This window comes from Streptomyces sp. DvalAA-43, from assembly GCF_900091725.1.
GTDB classification, from domain to species: domain Bacteria; phylum Actinomycetota; class Actinomycetes; order Streptomycetales; family Streptomycetaceae; genus Streptomyces; species Streptomyces pulveraceus.
Window position 1 is genome coordinate 1 of record NZ_FMBW01000026.1, and the last position, 16,453, is coordinate 16,453.

10 protein-coding genes and 1 pseudogene are annotated in these 16,453 nt (G+C 69.6%); 7 read left to right on the forward strand and 4 right to left on the reverse strand.

The features are described 5' to 3' along the window. Window positions 1-255: 255 nt before the first annotated feature. On the reverse strand, window positions 256-1,440 hold the full coding sequence (locus GA0115234_RS04900) for a hypothetical protein (RefSeq protein WP_093539604.1): 1,185 nt from the start codon (window positions 1,438-1,440) through the stop codon (window positions 256-258). Between the two features lie 121 nt (window positions 1,441-1,561). Beyond that, entirely contained in the window at window positions 1,562-2,482 is a 921-nt protein-coding gene (locus GA0115234_RS04905) for a hypothetical protein (protein ID WP_093539605.1), read from the reverse strand. 253 nt (window positions 2,483-2,735) lie between these two features. Between GA0115234_RS04905 and GA0115234_RS04910 the strand changes: the two genes are divergently transcribed. Continuing rightward, window positions 2,736-3,512 carry a S1 family peptidase gene (locus GA0115234_RS04910; RefSeq protein WP_093539606.1) on the forward strand — a complete coding sequence of 259 codons (777 nt, stop codon included), beginning with the start codon at window positions 2,736-2,738 and terminating at the stop codon, window positions 3,510-3,512. Window positions 3,513-3,536: 24 nt separating this feature from the next. On the opposite strand, the gene GA0115234_RS04915 is transcribed toward GA0115234_RS04910, so the two are convergent. Then, a complete protein-coding gene (locus GA0115234_RS04915) occupies window positions 3,537-5,345 on the reverse strand; it encodes a glycoside hydrolase family 35 protein (protein ID WP_093539607.1) in 1,809 nt (602 codons plus the stop codon). A 231-nt stretch (window positions 5,346-5,576) separates the two neighbouring features. Between GA0115234_RS04915 and GA0115234_RS04920 the strand changes: the two genes are divergently transcribed. The 5 genes and pseudogenes from GA0115234_RS04920 to GA0115234_RS04940 form a co-directional block, all read left to right on the forward strand. Then, window positions 5,577-6,470 (forward strand): helix-turn-helix domain-containing protein, encoded by an 894-nt coding sequence (locus GA0115234_RS04920; protein ID WP_093539608.1) that lies wholly within the window; start codon window positions 5,577-5,579, stop codon window positions 6,468-6,470. A gap of 172 nt (window positions 6,471-6,642) precedes the next feature. Continuing rightward, complete coding sequence (locus GA0115234_RS04925) at window positions 6,643-6,969, forward strand: chorismate mutase (protein ID WP_093539609.1); 327 nt, start codon at window positions 6,643-6,645, stop codon at window positions 6,967-6,969. 314 nt (window positions 6,970-7,283) lie between these two features. Beyond that, on the forward strand, window positions 7,284-9,788 hold the full coding sequence (pepN, locus tag GA0115234_RS04930) for an aminopeptidase N (protein ID WP_093539610.1): 2,505 nt from the start codon (window positions 7,284-7,286) through the stop codon (window positions 9,786-9,788). A gap of 231 nt (window positions 9,789-10,019) precedes the next feature. Then, window positions 10,020-11,435, forward strand: a complete 1,416-nt coding sequence (locus tag GA0115234_RS04935; RefSeq protein ID WP_093539611.1) for a pyridoxal phosphate-dependent decarboxylase family protein — start codon at window positions 10,020-10,022, stop codon at window positions 11,433-11,435. After that, window positions 11,432-12,831, forward strand: a pseudogene (locus GA0115234_RS04940) (lysine N(6)-hydroxylase/L-ornithine N(5)-oxygenase family protein); the annotation flags it as partial. The gene GA0115234_RS04935 and the pseudogene GA0115234_RS04940, both read left to right, overlap by 4 nt. Before the next feature lie 84 nt (window positions 12,832-12,915). Here GA0115234_RS04940 and GA0115234_RS04945 read toward each other — a convergent pair. Beyond that, entirely contained in the window at window positions 12,916-14,727 is a 1,812-nt protein-coding gene (locus GA0115234_RS04945; protein ID WP_093539612.1) for a bifunctional metallophosphatase/5'-nucleotidase, read from the reverse strand. 290 nt (window positions 14,728-15,017) lie between these two features. On the opposite strand from GA0115234_RS04945, the gene pyk reads away from it, so the two are divergent. Then, on the forward strand, window positions 15,018-16,451 hold the full coding sequence (gene pyk, locus GA0115234_RS04950; protein WP_093539613.1) for a pyruvate kinase: 1,434 nt from the start codon (window positions 15,018-15,020) through the stop codon (window positions 16,449-16,451). The last annotated feature ends 2 nt before the right edge of the window (window positions 16,452-16,453 follow it).

Below are 16,453 nucleotides of genomic sequence, written 5' to 3' on the forward strand. Positions count from 1 at the left end.
CGGGCGCTCCGGTGCCGGGCGCGGCGGCGCGGCGGCAGGACGCGGCCGCAGGGCCGCGTAGTCGTACGGAGTACGTAGCCGCGCAGGCGCGCGGAGCCTGTACGGGGCATGTGACCGTGCAGGACGTGTAGCGGATCACGAGGGCGCCCGGATCATCCGATCCGGGCGCCCTCGTGCGTCCAGCGGTACCTCGGGTGGGGCGACCCCGCGTGACGGAGTGACGAAGCCGCGCCCCGGACGTCGCTGCGGCGTCGGTCAGTCCGCGGGCGGGGCGGGGAGGTGGCGTCGCACCTTGTTGCTGGGGTCGGCGGCCAGCCGGTCGGTTCTCCGGCTCACTTCCTCCGGGGCCAGGATGCTCAGGGCCCGCCAGGCCTCGGCGCGTACGCGGGCCTTGGGGTGGGCGGTGAAGTCCAGTATCCGGGGCACGTCGCGGGCGTTCCCGAGGTCGGCCAGTCCGCCGAGTGCGCCGATGGCGGTGGTGTCCGGCACGGCGGCCGGTGCCAGGGCGTCGCGGTACACCCGGGGCGCCAGATCCGTGTGCCCGCGGGCGTACAGCGTGGCGCGGGCGTGGTAGCGGATCCTGGCGTCCGGGTCGAGCACGGCCCGCCGCAGCTGTGCTTCGCCGTGCGGCTGCCGGGCCCTGGCCCGCAGGGCCCGCAGGCGGATACGGGGGCTGCTGCTGCCTTCGAGGAGCGGCAGCAGCGCGTCCTGCTCGGCCGGGGTCAGCCGCGGGGACGTGGCGGTGCGGGCGGCCCACTGCCACAGGGCGGGGTCCCGGGTCGTGAACGCGGTCCCGGCGGCCGCGACCGGATCGGTCCGGGCGAGCCACCGAAGACTGCTCTCGCGCACCAGGGGGTCGTCCGACCGGGCACCGTTCCACAGCGCCTCCATGCCGCCGCGGTGGAGCAGCTCCTCCACCGCGGCCAGTACCCGGCCGGCCCTGCGGCGCCGGCGCAGCCCGTCGATGAGGGGGAGGAGCTCGACGAGGAGTCCCACGTGTTCGGGACGGAGCCGCGCGGCCACCGCGTCCTGCGAGAGCACTCGCACCTGCTCGACCGGGTCGTTCAGCCGCAGCAGGAGGAAGGGCACCGCGAAGGGGGCATCGGTGTCGGCGAGCCGCGCGACGCCGGCCTCCCGCAGATACCCCGACCGGTCGAACGACATCAGGGCCGCCACGGCCGTGCCGTACCGGTCGTCCGTCGCGTCGGCCGTCGGATCGTCCGGCGTCAGGTCACCGGGCAGGGCACCGCGACCGAGTGCGCCGAGGCTGTAGCGCCGGCTCCGGTAGCCCGATTCGAGCCGGATCAGTTCGTGCGGGGTCACCCTTCGGAGCACGCCGTCGAGACGGCGCGCGGCCAGGGCGGGTTCCTCGTCCCACGAGAAGACCACGCGGACGACGTCGTCCAGCAGCCATGACCAGCCGCCCCCGGACACCGTCATCCCGTCCTCCCGCACCGACCCGTGACTCTTCCCGGTCCGCTCCGAAGGCTACGCGGCCGTCCTTCCCGCCGGACGTGCGGCGGTGGCACGGGAAACACCGGGGCCGTCGCGGCGGCACGGCTCAGGTGTTGCAGTCCAGGACCGTCCGGCACAGCCCGCACCGGGCCCGCACCCGGCCGCGCACCGGGACGCGGATGCGCTGGTGGCAGGTCGGGCACGCGAAGGAGACCCCCGGCCCGGCCGGGCCGCTCTCGAAGGCGTACGGAGCACCGGGGGCCGCGGGGGTGCCCGGACGGGCCTGGGCGTGCCGCCGGTCCTTCGCGTAACGGCGGCGGTCCGCCCAGCCGGCCGCCGCGAGCGGCGGCTGTCGGGAGTCCCGCAGCGCCCGTTCCCGCCCCGCCGTGAACGCCTCGTAGGCCTGCGGGCTGGTGAACCACGGCGAGGGGTCCTCGTCGAAGGCGAACGCCCGCTTGGCGAGGACGTATCCGAACTCCTCGGGGGTGAGGTAGCCGAGCTTCTGGCTGGAGACCGCGTCCTCGCGGAAGGCGTCGAGCAGCAGCCAGCCCGCGCCGAGGTAGGTGGTCACGGTGTCGGTGAGGATCTCGTTGTCGCGCGTCCCGGGGAACTCCAGGCCGAGGCGGTGCAGCAGCACATGGGTGACCTCGTGCGCGAGCGCGGCGCCGATGTCCCTGCGGTGGGTGCGGAAGCGGTCGTTGAGTTCGACGAAGTACTCGGGCCCCGCTGCCAGTTCGACGCCGGCGGCGTGCTCCATCGTCCGGAAGCCGACGATCATGCGGGCGTCCGGCAGGTGCAGATGCTGGACCACCGAACGGGCCACCCGCTGGGCGCCGAGATACAGATCGTCCTGGTCGGAGAAGGCCGCGTCGACGGGGGCGAGGCTCGTGGCGTAGCCGCGGACACCGTCGTACGAGAGCCGCCGGTAGAGCGCCGTGATCGCGGACCGGACCGTTTCGAGATGCGGGAAGCCGTGGACCACCGGGCTGCCGGTGCTCCGGACGTGGTTCCCGCTGCCGTCCGCCATGTCCCCCCAATCCGCGAGGATCGACCGGCTTTCACTGTAGCCGCAGCATTGTGGATGATCTTGGCCGAAAAGTGATCCTTGTGGGCGCCGTGATCATTTCCCGATAATCCGAACCATGCCTTTGTCGGGGGCATGACCAACGGTGCGGTGCTGTGTCGCCCGCAGGTCAGAACCCGGCTCGGGCACAGGTACTCCCCACAAGCACCCTCATACGCACCCCCCACAAGCACCCCCCACGAAAGAAGGCAGTCTCTTGAAGCAGCTTCTGCGTGCCGTGAAGAGATGTTCCGTCATAGCCGCCGTCGTCCTCGCGGCCGTCAGCCTCCAGCCCGCCGGAGCATCCGCGGCCCCCCAGCCGGTCGTCGGCGGAACCCGCGCCGCCCAGGGCGAATTCCCGTTCATGGTCCGGCTCTCGATGGGCTGCGGCGGCGCCCTCTACGCCAAGGACATCGTCCTCACCGCCGCGCACTGCGTGGACGGCTCGGGCAACAACACCTCCATCACCGCCACCGCGGGCGTCGTCGACCTGCAGTCCTCCAGCGCGGTCAAGGTCAAGTCCACCAAGGTCCTCCAGGCCCCCGGCTACAACGGCGCGGGCAAGGACTGGGCGCTCATCAAGCTCGCCAAGCCCATCGACCAGCCGACCCTGAAGATCGCCACCAACACCGCGTACAACAACGGCACCTTCACCATCGCCGGCTGGGGCGCGGCCACCGAAGGCGGCGCCCAGCAGCGCTACCTCCTCAAGGCCACCGTGCCGTTCGTCTCCGACGCCGACTGCCAGGCCGCCTACGGCAGCGACCTCGTCCCCGGCGACGAGATCTGCGCCGGACTGATCGACACCGGCGGTGTGGACACCTGCCAGGGCGACTCCGGCGGCCCCATGTTCCGCAAGGACAACGCCGGAGCCTGGATCCAGGTCGGCATCGTCAGCTGGGGCCAGGGCTGCGCCGAGCCCGGCTACCCCGGCGTGTACAGCGAGGTCTCGACGTTCGCCGCCAACATCGCGGCCGCGGCAGCCACGCTCTGACCCAGGGCCCGGCCGGTCGCCGAGTCACACCTGAGCATCATCCCCGGGGGTGTCCGTCCGGACGGACACCCCCGGACCCAGCTCCGCATACGGCGCGCCCGCACCCTCCAGCTCCAGCACCCACACCTCGTTGGCCCCCTCCCGCAGCACCGGCCCCGGCACATACAGCGTCCGCTGCGCACCCACCGACCAGTACCGCCCCAGGCAGAACCCGTTCACCCACACGAACCCGCGCGTCCAGCCCGGCAGTTCCAGCCCCGCGTGGTCCGTACCGTCCACCCCGGCGACCTCGAACGTCCCCCGGAAGAGCCCGGTGGAACCGGCCCCCTCGGCACTGCCGAACGCCACCTCCGCCACCGCGCCCGGCTCCTCGAACGCGTCCAGACGCAGCGCCCGCGCCCGCACCCCGTGCAGATACTGCCGCTCGTGCCGCACCCCGCCCGTGATCCCCTTGGGCTCACCGAGCCGCGGCCCGTAATTGACCCGGCCCAGCGACTCCACCCACAGCTCGACCTCCGCGGGCCCGGCCACCGGCTCGCCCAGGGTGCTGTCCTCCTCGGTCAGCACACCCGCCCGGACCCCGTCCACAAGCACCACGGCCCGGTCCCGGAGCCCCGTCACACTCAGCTCGTACGGCCGGCGCGGACCGGGCACACCCACCCGATAGCGCACCAGACCCCGGTCGACACCCAGCTCCTCGAAGGTCGGCGGAACACCGGACGGCGCCGCCTCCTCATCACCCAGCGCCTCCAGCACGGCATCCAGCGACGCCCACTCCGTCAGCTCCGCCCGCACCGGAACCGCAAGCCCCACCGGCTCCGGCGGAAGCTCCGGAAGCGGCCCGTCCACGTACTCGGCGAGCACCTCGCGGAACAGCCGGAACTTCTCCGTGGCACGGCCGTACTCGTCGACCGGCGCGTCGTAGTCGTACGACGTCACCGTCGGCAGGAAATCCTGGTCCTGGATCGGACCGGACCGGTTCGCCCCCGCCCACCCGGCGAAATTCGTTCCCCCGTGCGCCATGTAGACGTTCACCGACGCCCCGCACTCCAGGACCTCCCGCAACGCCTCCGTGGCCTGCGCCGGCCTCCGTACGATCGGCTCGGCACCCCAGTGCTCGAACCACCCGCACCAGAACTCCATGCACATCAACGGCCCCTTCGGCTGATGACGGCGCAGCACCTCGAACGCCTCCCGCGCACCCGACCCGAAGTTCGCCGTGGCCAGCAGCCCCGGCACGGAACCACCCGTGAGCATGTGGTCCTCCGGCCCGTCCGACGTGAACAGCGGCACCGTCACCCCGCGCTCACGCAGCATCCCGGCCACCCGCCGGAGATAGACCTGATCGGAGCCGAAACTCCCGTACTCGTTCTCCGCCTGGACCATGATCACCGGCCCGCCGCGCCCTATCTGCCGCTGCACCACCTGCGGCAGCAACGCCGTGAACCACCGCTCCACCGCCCCCAGATACTCCGCGTCACGCGACCGCACCCGCCGGCCGAACCGCCCCGTCACCCAGACCGGCAGACCACCGTTCTCCCACTCGGCGCAGATGTACGGACCCGGGCGGACGATCGCCCACAGCCCGGCCCGCTGCGCCGCGTCCAGGAACCGGCCGAGCGCCGCCACGTCCCGGAACCGGCCCGGCTGCGGCTCGTGCAGATTCCACGGCACATACGTCTCGACACAGTTCAGCCCCATGGCACGCAGCATCGACAGCCGGTGATCCCACTGCGCCTCGTGCACCCGGAAGTAATGCAGGGCCCCCGACAGCAGCCGTACGGGCTTCCCGTCGAGCCGGAAGTGGTCGTCCCCCACGGTGAAGTCAGCCATCGTGCTCGTACTCTCCTGTGCGTGTGGCCCCCCGGCACCGCGAGACCCCGGGACCGTACGACGGCACGCACCACGGAGCGGGCGAACCCGGGAGGAATGGTGCCACCAGCCTCGCCCCCTGGCGTCCAGCCGGTCCATGGACAAAGATCACTGCTGTTTGGACACAATTGTTCGGACCAATTCCGGACCGACACGAAGAACCGACACGAAGAAGGGGAGGAAGGACGGCCGATGTACCACACCTGGATGCGTTTCTTCACCCCCAGCCCGCTCCACCACCGGCTGGGCCTCGTCTGCCTGGGCGTGGGACTCCAGCACGGCGCACTGCCGACCGTCGGCCCACGCACCCTGGACCACCACGTGGCCGTCGTCATCCACTCCGGCAGCGGCTGGTTCACCGGCCCCGACGGCCGCCGGACACCCGTCACCGCACCCAGCCTGATCTGGCTCACCCCCGGCACCCCGCACCACTACGGCGCCGACCCCGGCACCGGCTGGGACGAGAGCTTCGTCGACTTCACCGGCCCCGCCACCACCACCTACACCGAACTCGGCTACATCGAGCCCGACCGCCCGCTCGTCCCGCTCGCGGACACCGCCGCCCCACGCGCCGCGATCGGCCGGATCGTACGCGCGGCCCGCCGCGGCAACCCGCTGCTGGAGGTCGAGACCGGCGCCGCCGTCCACGAACTCCTCGTCGCCCTGCGCCGCGCCCGCGCCGACGTCAGCCCCGACGGCGACCCCGTCCTGCACGCCCTGGCCCGCGACGCCTTCCAGTCCCTGTCCGTCGCCGAACACGCCGCCCGGCACGGCATGACACCCGCCGAACTGCGCACCGCGGTACGGCGGGGCGCCGGGTGCAGCCCCAAGGACTACCTCCTCACCATCCGGCTCGGCCGCGCCAAGGAACTCCTCGCCGCCACGGACCTGCCGGTCGCCGCCGTCGCCCGACGCGTCGGCTACGACGACCCGGCGTACTTCTCCCGCCTCTTCGCCCGCCGCGTCGGCACCGCCCCCGTCCGCTTCCGCGAACAGCAGGGCCGCAACGTCCCCGGCGGCTGGAGCGACCAGGTCCCCGACCCCGAGCACCCACCGACGATCACCCCGCAGGGCCCGGCCGTCTAAGACCTCCCGCCCGGATCATGCCGGGCTCGCGTGCCCCGGTGCCGCACCTCGCCGCGTTGACGTCGATCGACGACGCTCCGCGTCGACTCCCTCATCCGCCTTGCGACGCACGGCACCGGACCCCGCTCCCTGATCCGGCCCGATCCGAACGAAAGGCCTAAGCTCACTGACCATGACGACGAGGGACATCGACGAGTCCGTGAACGCGGAACTGAACCGGCTGCGCGAGAGCATCGACAACATTGACGCCGCTGTTGTCCACATGCTCGCCGAGCGCTTCAAGTGCACCCAGCAGGTCGGCCACCTCAAGGCCGCCCACCACCTCCCCCCGGCCGACCCCGCCCGCGAGAGCAGGCAGATCACCCGGCTGAGGCAGCTCGCCGAAAGCGCCCACCTGGACCCGGCCTTCGCCGAGAAGCTGCTGAACTTCATCGTGGCGGAAGTCATCCGCCACCACGAACGGATCGCAGAGGAATCAGCCACGAACCCGGAGGCCTGAGCCCGCCGGTACGACGGAGCCCCATGCCCGCGCCCGAGGCGCGGGCAGCCCGGCAGCCGCGCAGTGGGGGAGGACCAGCAGGCCCACCCCCACCAGGCCCGGCACCACCCCGGCCGAACCGCACACGACGCGAGCACCGCAACGACCCCCGAGCACCCACCGCCAACAGCACCGCACGACCGAGCGCCCACAGCACCGCGCGGAACACCCCCCGGACACCAACGGCCGCGCCAGTACGGACCCACCCGGCGACCCCCCTCAGCCATGGGAGAACCCGCCTGCGGCCCGCCCACCGCATACGGCAGCATGGACACATGTCCGTACTGACGCGCGACGAAGCGCAGACCCGAGCCCAGTTCCTCGACGTACACCGGTACACGATCGACCTCGATCTGACCACGGGCGAGGAGACCTTCGACTCCCGCACCGTCATCCAGTTCACCGCAACCGCGGCCGGAGACACCTTCGTCGAACTCAAGCCGGCCACCCTGCGCTCCATCAGCCTCGACGGACACCCCCTCGACCCCGCCGACCTCGTCGACAACCGCTTCCCCCTCACCGCACTCACCCCCGGCACCCACGAACTGCGCGTCGACGCCGCCATGACCTACTCCCGCACCGGCGAAGGCATGCACCGCTTCACCGACCCCACCGACGGCGAGACCTACCTCTACACCCAACTCTGCCTCGACGACGCCCAACGCGTCTTCGCCGCATTCGACCAGCCCGACCTCAAGTCCGTCTTCGCGCTCACCGTCACCGCCCCCGAAGGCTGGACCGTCCTCGGCAACGGCATCGCCGACCACCAGGGCAACGGCCACTGGACCCTCGCCACCACCCCCATCATCTCCACCTACCTCGTCGCCATCGCCGCAGGTCCCTGGCACTCCGTGACCACCGAACACGCCGGACTGCCCTTCGGCATCCACTGCCGCCGCTCACTCGCCCCCCACCTCGACACCGACGCCGACGAGATCCTCGACATCACCCGCGCCTGCTTCGACCGCTTCCACGAGAAGTTCGACGAGCCCTACCCCTTCGACTCCTACGACCAGGCCTTCGTCCCCGAATTCAACGCCGGCGCCATGGAAAACCCCGGACTCGTCACCTTCCGCGACGAATTCGTCTACCGCTCCGCCGTCACCGATACCGAACGCCAGACCCGCGGCATGGTCATCGCCCACGAAATGGCCCACATGTGGTTCGGCGACCTCGTCACCCTCGCCTGGTGGGACGACATCTGGCTCAACGAGTCCTTCGCCGAATACATGGGCTACCAGACCCTCGCCGAAGCCACCCGCTTCACCGACACCTGGGTCGACTTCGGCGTCGCCCGCAAGGGCTGGGGCTACGACGCCGACCTGCGCCCCTCCACCCACCCCGTCGCCCCCGACCCGGACGCCGTCCCCGACACCGCGTCCGCCATGCTCAACTTCGACGGCATCTCCTACGCCAAGGGCGCATCCGCCCTGCGCCAACTCGTCGCCTGGCTCGGCGAAAAAGACTTCCTCGCCGGCATCAACACCCACTTCGCCCGCCACAAATTCGCCAACGCCACCCTCGCCGACTTCATCGACAACCTCGCATCGGCCACCGACCGCGACGTCCACGCCTGGGCCGACGCCTGGCTCCGCACCACCGGAGTCGACACCCTCACCTCCCACGTCGAAGAAACCGACTCCACCTGGGCCCTCACCGTCGACCACCACGGCAACCGCCCCCACCGCATCGCCGTCGGCGCCTACGACCACGCCCCGGACACCCACACCGCCACCGACCGCCTCGTCCTGCGCGACCGCTTCGACATCGACGTCCCCCAGGCCGGCACACCCGACCCGCACCCCGGCCACCGCCCCGCACTCCTCGTCCTCAACGACGGCGACCTCAGCTACGCCAAGATCCGCCTCGACGCCCAGTCCTGGGACACCGTCCTCACCAACCTCTCCGGCATCCCCGACGCCCTGACCCGCGCCGTCATCTGGAACGCCGCCCGCGACATGGTCCGCGACGGCCAACTCGCCCCCACCACCTACCTCGAAGCGGCCCGCACCCACCTCCCCCACGAAACCGACCTCGCCCTCACCCAAGGCGTACTCGCCTTCGCCGGCACCCACATCGCCCGCCGCTACCTCGCCCCCGAACAACGCCCCGCCGCCCTCGCCACCCTCACCGCACTCTGCCGCGACCTCATCCGCCGCACCGAGGACGGCCACAACCCAGGCCTCCGCCTCACCGCCGTACGCCACCTCATCGACGCCGCCACCCAGCCCGACACCATCCAGGACTGGCTCACCAACGGCACCGTCCCCGGCGGACCCGAACTCGACCCCGAACTCAACTGGCGCATCCTCACCCGCCTCGCCGTCCTCGGCGCCACCGACGAAACCACCATCGCCGCCGCACTCGAACAGGACCCCAGCGCCACCGGACAGGAAGGCGCCGCCCGCTGCCGCGCCGCCCTCCCCACCCCCGAAGCCAAAGCCACCGCCTGGAACACCCTGTTCCACGACGACAGCCTCTCCAACTACCTCTTCATCGCCATCGCCCAGGGCTTCTGGCAACCCGAACAGGCCGACCTCGTACACGAGTACGTACCCCGCTACTACCCCGAAGCCACCGGACTCGCCGCCCGCCGCGGCCCCGCCATCGCCGACGCGGTCGGACGCTACGCCTTCCCCGCGTACGCCGTCGACCACGACAGCCTCAACCACGGCGAACAAGCCCTGAACGACAAGACCCTCACCCCCGCCCTCCACCGCAGGCTCGCCGACCAGATCGACGACCTGCGCCGCGCCCTCGCCGTACGCAACGCCCACTGACCCACCACCCCACACCCGCACCACCCGTGCCCGGCGCCACCCCACAGGGGAGACGCCGGGCACACCCATGTCCACCCCCGCACCCCCATACCACCGGAACTCACCCCGACACCAACGCCCATCCCTCTTTCGAGTTCACCTCACCCCACTCCACGACCACGCCCCCGGAAACCCGGACAAGCTGGCACGTCGACCCATGCCCCGCCCCGCACCCCGAAGGGCCCCACCACCATGCCCACCCCACCCCCACCACTCCCACCCCTCGCCGGAACCACCACCGGCCCCACCGCCCTACGCCCCCTCATCGACACCGTCCTCACCGCACTCCACGACGGAGCCCACCGACGCGACGGCCCCCTCCCCGCCGGCGGCCCCGACGCCGTCACCCCCCACACCCGCACCGCCACCCACCCCCTCATCCCCGACCACGGCACCGGCCCCCACCACGCCCTGCGCACCCTCGTCACCGCCCTCACCGAAGGCGCCGCAGACCCCGCAGACCCCCTCTGCACCGCCCACCTCCACACCCCACCCCTCGCCCTCGCCACCGCAGCCGACCTCGCCGCCTCCGCCCTCAACCCCTCCATGGACTCCTGGGACCAGGCCCCCGCCGCCTCAGCCCTCGAAGCCGACACCACCGCCGCCCTCGCCGCCGAGATCTACCCCCACCAACCCACCCCCGACGCACTCATCACCACCGGCGGCACCGAATCCAACCAACTCGCCCTCCTCCTCGCCCGCGAACGCAACGGCCCCGTACAAACCATCTGCGCCACCAACGCCCACCACAGCATCACCCGCGCCGCCTGGCTCCTCGGCCTCCCCACACCCCTCACCATCCCCGCCCCCAACGGCGTCATGGACCTCACCGCACTCCACCAAGCCCTCACCCACCACCGCCACCAACCCCTCCTCGTCACCGCCACCGCCGGCACCACCGACACCGGCCAGATCGACCCACTCACCGCCATCGCCGACCTCTGCACCACCCACGGCGCCGAACTCCACATCGACGCCGCCTACGGCGGCCCCCTCCTCTTCAGCCCCACCCACCGCAACAAGATCCACGGCCTCGACCGCGCCCACAGCGTCACCCTCGACCTCCACAAACTCGGCTGGCAACCCGCACCCGCAGGCATCCTCGCCGTCCCCCACCGCAACCACCTCACCCCACTCCACCACCAAGCCCCCTACCTCAACGCCGACGACGACACCGAAGCCGGCCTCCCCGACCTCCTCGGCCGCTCCCTCCGCACCACCCGCCGCCCCGACGCCCTCAAAATCGCCGTCACCCTCCAAGCACTCGGCCGCACCGGACTCGCCGACCTCATCGACCGCACCCTCACCACCGCCCACCACCTCGCCGACCTCATCGACAAAACCCCCACCCTCGACCTCTACGACCACCCCACCATCAGCACCGTCCTCTTCCGCCCCACCAACGCCACCGACACCACCGTCGCCACCATCCGCCGCACCCTCCTCACCCGCGGCCACGCCGTACTCGGCCGCGCCCACGCCCACAACCGCCTCTGGCTCAAAGCCACCCTCCTCAACCCCCACACCACCCCCCACCACCTCCACACACTCCTCGACCTCGTCAACCAACTCACCCACGACCTCGCGGAAGGCAACACCCCCCGATGACCGACCTGCCCACCCCCGACACCGACCAGCCACACGACCTCATCGGCATCGGCATCGGCCCCTTCAACCTCTCCCTCGCCGCCCTCGCCCACGGCACCCCCACCACCCACCACCCCCTCACCGCCACCTTCTACGAACAACGCCCCGCCTTCCACTGGCACCCCGGCCTCCTCATCGACGGAGCCAGCCTCCAAGTCCCCTTCCTCGCCGACCTCGTCACCCTCGCCGACCCCACCAGCCCCTGGACCTTCCTCAACTACCTACGCAGCCGCGACCGGCTCTTCCCCTTCTACTTCGCCGAACGCTTCCACATCCAACGCGCCGAATACGACGCCTACTGCCGCTGGGTCACCAGCCAACTCCCCAACCTCCACTTCAGCCACCAGGTCGACGCCGTCCGCTGGAACAACCAACGCCACCTCTTCGAAATCGACTTCACCCAACTCGACGACGAAGGCGAAGCCGAAGCACTCGGCCGCGCCCACGCCCGCCACATCGCCCTCGGCATCGGCACCGAACCCCACATCCCCGCACCCCTCAAACCACTCACCGAAGCCGACGGCATCCCCGTCATCCACTCCGCCGACTACCTCCACCACCGCCAACAACTCCTCGACGCCGACCACATCACCGTCATCGGCTCAGGCCAATCCGGCGCCGAAATCTTCCTCGACCTCCTCCGCGCCCGCCCCACCGGACACGAAAACCTCCACTGGCTCGCCCGCACCCAAGCCTTCGCACCCATGGAGTACTCCAAACTCGGCCTCGAACACTTCACCCCCGACTACAGCCGCTACTTCCACGCCCTCCCCGAATCCGTACGCGACGAACTCGTCCCCCACCAATGGCAACTCCACAAAGGCATCGACGCCGACACCATCGCCGCCATCCACGACGAGCTCTACCGCCGCACCCTCCACGGCGGCTGGCCCCACACCACCCTCACCCCCGGCGTCTCCGTACGCACCGCAGGACGCCTCGCCAACAACCGCATCGAACTCCACCTCGAACACACCCAACAGAACACCCGCACCCGACTCACCACCGACGCCGTCATCCTCGCCACCGGCTACCGCGAACGCTCCCTCGACCGCATCCTCACCGGCCTCCACCCCCACATGTGCCGCGACGCCTCCCAACGCCCCCGCATCGACCACCGATTCCGCCTCGACCTCGACCCCACCATCACCGGCAACATCTACGTACAGAACGCCGAACGCCACACCCACGGCGTAGGCGCCCCCGACCTCGGACTCGCCGCCTGGCGCAGCGCCACCATCCTCAACGACCTCACCGGCACCAACCCCTACCCCTCCCCGAACGCACCGCCTTCACCACCTTCGGCCTCACCCCCCACACCCCCCACACCCCACCCAGGACCCCGACCTCATCCCCCTCACCCAGCACAACTGACCCCACCACACAAAAAGGCGGCCGCCCCCTCCACACAAGAGAGAACGGCCGCCCACCACCACACCGCCTAGAACACCGGCGTACCCTCACGCGTCAGACGCCAGTCCACCGAAGCGAACTGCGCACCATCCACCGAACCCTTCGCCTGCACCCAAGCAATGATCGTGTTCCGGATCTCCTCCGAATTCGCCCACAACTGCTTCGCACCCGCCACATGCGGGAAGTTCCCACCACCACTCGCCCGATAATTATTCACCGCCAGCACAAACTGCGCCGCCGCATCGATCGGCTTCCCCTCGAACGACAGATTCACAATCCGCGAACCATTCGGCTTCGCAATATCGATCTCATACGTCAGACCCGACACCGCGTCATAGTTGTAATCCGGAGTATTGCCCGCATTCGTCAACTTCGCCGTGTCCACCGGCACACCCGCCGCCGTCTGCACGTAATACCTCGCCGAGAACTCCAGGTAATCCTTCAACTGCGCACCCGTCAGCAGCCGCGCCTCAAGCGTGTTCTCGAACGGATACAGCCCCGCCGCATCCTTGATCGTCACATCACCGGCCGGAATCTGCGCCGTACGCGAGAAACACGACGCCTGCGAAAGCACCGGAAGCGCCGCATACGCACCACCCGCCAACGCCGCCTTCACCGTCTCCGCCTGAACGACATTGATCAGATCGATGATCGGCTCGTCCTTCCACGCAGCCTCCGCCGTCGTCATCGCCGCCGTCGACGTACCGATCACCTGATTGACATACGCCACAACCTTCTTGTGCTCGTCCGCCAGCAACCTCGTGATCTTCCGGTCCTCCGCCACCGTGTTGGAGTTCAACACCTGCGAACCCGCCCGCTCCACCACCCAGCGGCCCTTCTCCCACACCAGATCGAAGTCGAACAGCGTCAGCCGCTGCCCCCACTTCAACGGCTCGGAGAGCACCACCTTCTTGCCCGTCTGCTTGTTCTCCACGAAATACTCGGGGATCTCCAGATGCGCGTGACCCACCAGAATCGCGTCGATACCCGGCACCTGCTCCGCCACCAGACCCGCCGCATTCTCCACATACGGAATCTGATCACCGTACGACGACGTACCACTGTTCCCCGAATGCGCCGAAACAATCACCACATCCGCACCCATCGAACGAAGCCGCGGCACAAACTTCGCCGCCTGCTCCTCCAGACCCGGGAACACCATCTTCCCGCTCACATTCGCCTTGTCCCAGATCGCGATACCCGGATTGGTCAGACCCAGAATCGCCACCTTCACATCCCGACCATGCGGAGTACGCATCTTCTTGATCACATACGGAGCGAACGCCGGCCGCAACGTCTTCGCATCCAGCGCATTCGCACCCAGCAGCGGGAAATCACACTGCTCCTCGAACTTCCGCAGAACCGGAATGCCGTAATTGAACTCATGGTTACCCAACGCCGCCGCGTCGTACCCGATCGCATTCATCGCCTGCGCCATCGGATGAACCGGACCACGCTTCGCCGTGATCGGATCGATCTTCGCGTAGTAGTACGACAACTGCGTGCCCTGGATCGTGTCACCCGCATCGATCATCAGCGTGTTGGCGCGCCCCTTCTCCTGGCGCACCTGGTTCACCAGAGTCGAGATCTTCGCCAGGCCGACATCATTGTGATCCTTGTCGTCGAACTCCTTGTCGGTGAAATAGTCCCAGTTGAAGACATTCCCATGCAGATCCGTCGTCCCCATCACCGTGAACGAGTACCGCTTCGGCGGACGCCCATGGCCATGCCCATGCCCGTGCCCATGAGCCGCGGCCGGCACCGCGGAACCCCCCGCGATCGCCACACCCGCACCGGCAGCCGCCGATGTGCCCAGGAACGTCCTACGGTTCAGCGGCATTTCGTCTCCCACATCTCAGTTCTCACGCAACCCGGTTCTCGCACGGCACGGCACCCCGACAGCAAGGACCACCGCACACAACGCGCGTAGATAATGACCCAGGAGCCACACCCCGCAACACCCCCTGCGGGTTTCGATCTGATGACCACCCGCTGTCCCACCCGGACGAAATGCTCATCCGAGCGCCCCGCCGCACAATTCAACACTTGTCAACAACCTTTCATCCAAAGGTCGTTGAGCAGTCACGGCACGCCAATCAACTACCCGTAGGTAAGGTCTAGGGTCGAACCATGCGCCGAGCAAAAATCGTCTGCACCCTGGGCCCCGCCGTCGACACATACGACCAGATCAAGGCATTGGTCGAAGCGGGAATGGACATCGCCCGCCTCAACCTCAGCCACGGCACCTACGCCGAACACGAAGAGCGATACCACCGCGTACGCAAAGCATCCGACGAGAACGGACACAGCGTCGGCATCCTCGCCGACCTTCAAGGCCCGAAGATCCGCCTCGGACGCTTCCGCGAAGGCCCCGTACTCCTTGAACGCGGCGACACCTTCACCATCACCGTCGAACCCGTCGAAGGCGACCGCCACACCTGCGGCACCACCTACGACGGCCTCGCCGCCGACGTCACCACCGGCGAACGCATCCTCGTCGACGACGGCCGCGTCACCCTCGAAGTCACCGAAGTCGACGGCCCCCGCGTCCACACCACCGTCATCGAAGGCGGCATGGTCTCCGACCACAAGGGCCTCAACCTCCCCGGCGTCGCCGTCTCCGTCCCCGCACTCTCCGAGAAGGACATCGAAGACCTCCGCTGGGCCCTGCGCACCGGCGCCGACATCATCGCCCTCTCCTTCGTACGCAGCGGACGCGACATCGAGGACGTCCACCGCATCATGGACGAGGAGGGCCGCCGCCTCCCCGTCATCGCCAAGGTGGAGAAACCCCAGGCCGTCGAGAACATCGACGACATCGTCGCCGCCTTCGACGGCATCATGGTCGCCCGGGGCGACCTCGGCGTCGAAATGCCCCTGGAACAGGTACCGATCGTCCAGAAGCGCGCGATCAAACTCGCCAGGCGCAACGCCAAACCGGTCATCGTCGCCACCCAGATGCTCGACTCGATGATCGACAACTCCCGCCCCACCCGGGCGGAGGCCTCCGACGTCGCCAACGCCGTCATCGACGGCACGGACGCGGTGATGCTCTCCGGCGAGACCAGCGTGGGCAAGTACCCGATCGAGACGGTCCGCACGATGTCCCGCATCGTCGAGGCGGCCGAGGAGGACATCCTCGACAAGGGCCTCCCGCCCCTGACCGACCGCAACAAGCCCCGCACCCAGGGCGGCGCGGTGGCCCGCGCGGCGGCCGAGATGGGCGACTTCCTCGGCGCGAAGTTCCTGGTCGCCTTCACCCAGAGCGGCGACACCGTCCGGCGACTGTCCCGCTACCGCTCACCCATCCCGCTCCTCGCCTTCACCCCGGACCCGGCCACCCGTTCCCAGCTGAACCTGACCTGGGGCGTCGAGACCTTCCTCGGCCCGCACGTGGACTCGACGGACGCGATGGTCGCCCAGGTCGACGAGGAGCTGCTGAAGATCGGCCGCTGTCGGAAGGGCGACATCGTGGTCATCACGGCCGGCTCCCCGCCGGGCGTCCCGGGCTCGACGAACCTGGTGCGGGTGCACCACATCGGCGAGGACGACAGCCCGAAGTAGGC

Excerpts from the sequence above, each read along its gene's own strand:
- GA0115234_RS04900 (WP_093539604.1), bottom strand. The coding sequence starts at position 1,440 with ATGACGGTGTCCGGGGGCGGCTGGTCATGGCTGCTGGACGACGTCGTC.
- GA0115234_RS04905 (WP_093539605.1), bottom strand. The coding sequence starts at position 2,482 with ATGGCGGACGGCAGCGGGAACCACGTCCGGAGCACCGGCAGCCCGGTG.
- GA0115234_RS04915 (WP_093539607.1), bottom strand. The coding sequence starts at position 5,345 with ATGGCTGACTTCACCGTGGGGGACGACCACTTCCGGCTCGACGGGAAG.
- GA0115234_RS04920 (WP_093539608.1), top strand. The coding sequence starts at position 5,577 with ATGTACCACACCTGGATGCGTTTCTTCACCCCCAGCCCGCTCCACCAC.
- GA0115234_RS04925 (WP_093539609.1), top strand. The coding sequence starts at position 6,643 with ATGACGACGAGGGACATCGACGAGTCCGTGAACGCGGAACTGAACCGG.
- pepN (WP_093539610.1), top strand. The coding sequence starts at position 7,284 with ATGTCCGTACTGACGCGCGACGAAGCGCAGACCCGAGCCCAGTTCCTC.
- GA0115234_RS04935 (WP_093539611.1), top strand. The coding sequence starts at position 10,020 with ATGCCCACCCCACCCCCACCACTCCCACCCCTCGCCGGAACCACCACC.
- GA0115234_RS04945 (WP_093539612.1), bottom strand. The coding sequence starts at position 14,727 with ATGCCGCTGAACCGTAGGACGTTCCTGGGCACATCGGCGGCTGCCGGT.
- pyk (WP_093539613.1), top strand. The coding sequence starts at position 15,018 with ATGCGCCGAGCAAAAATCGTCTGCACCCTGGGCCCCGCCGTCGACACA.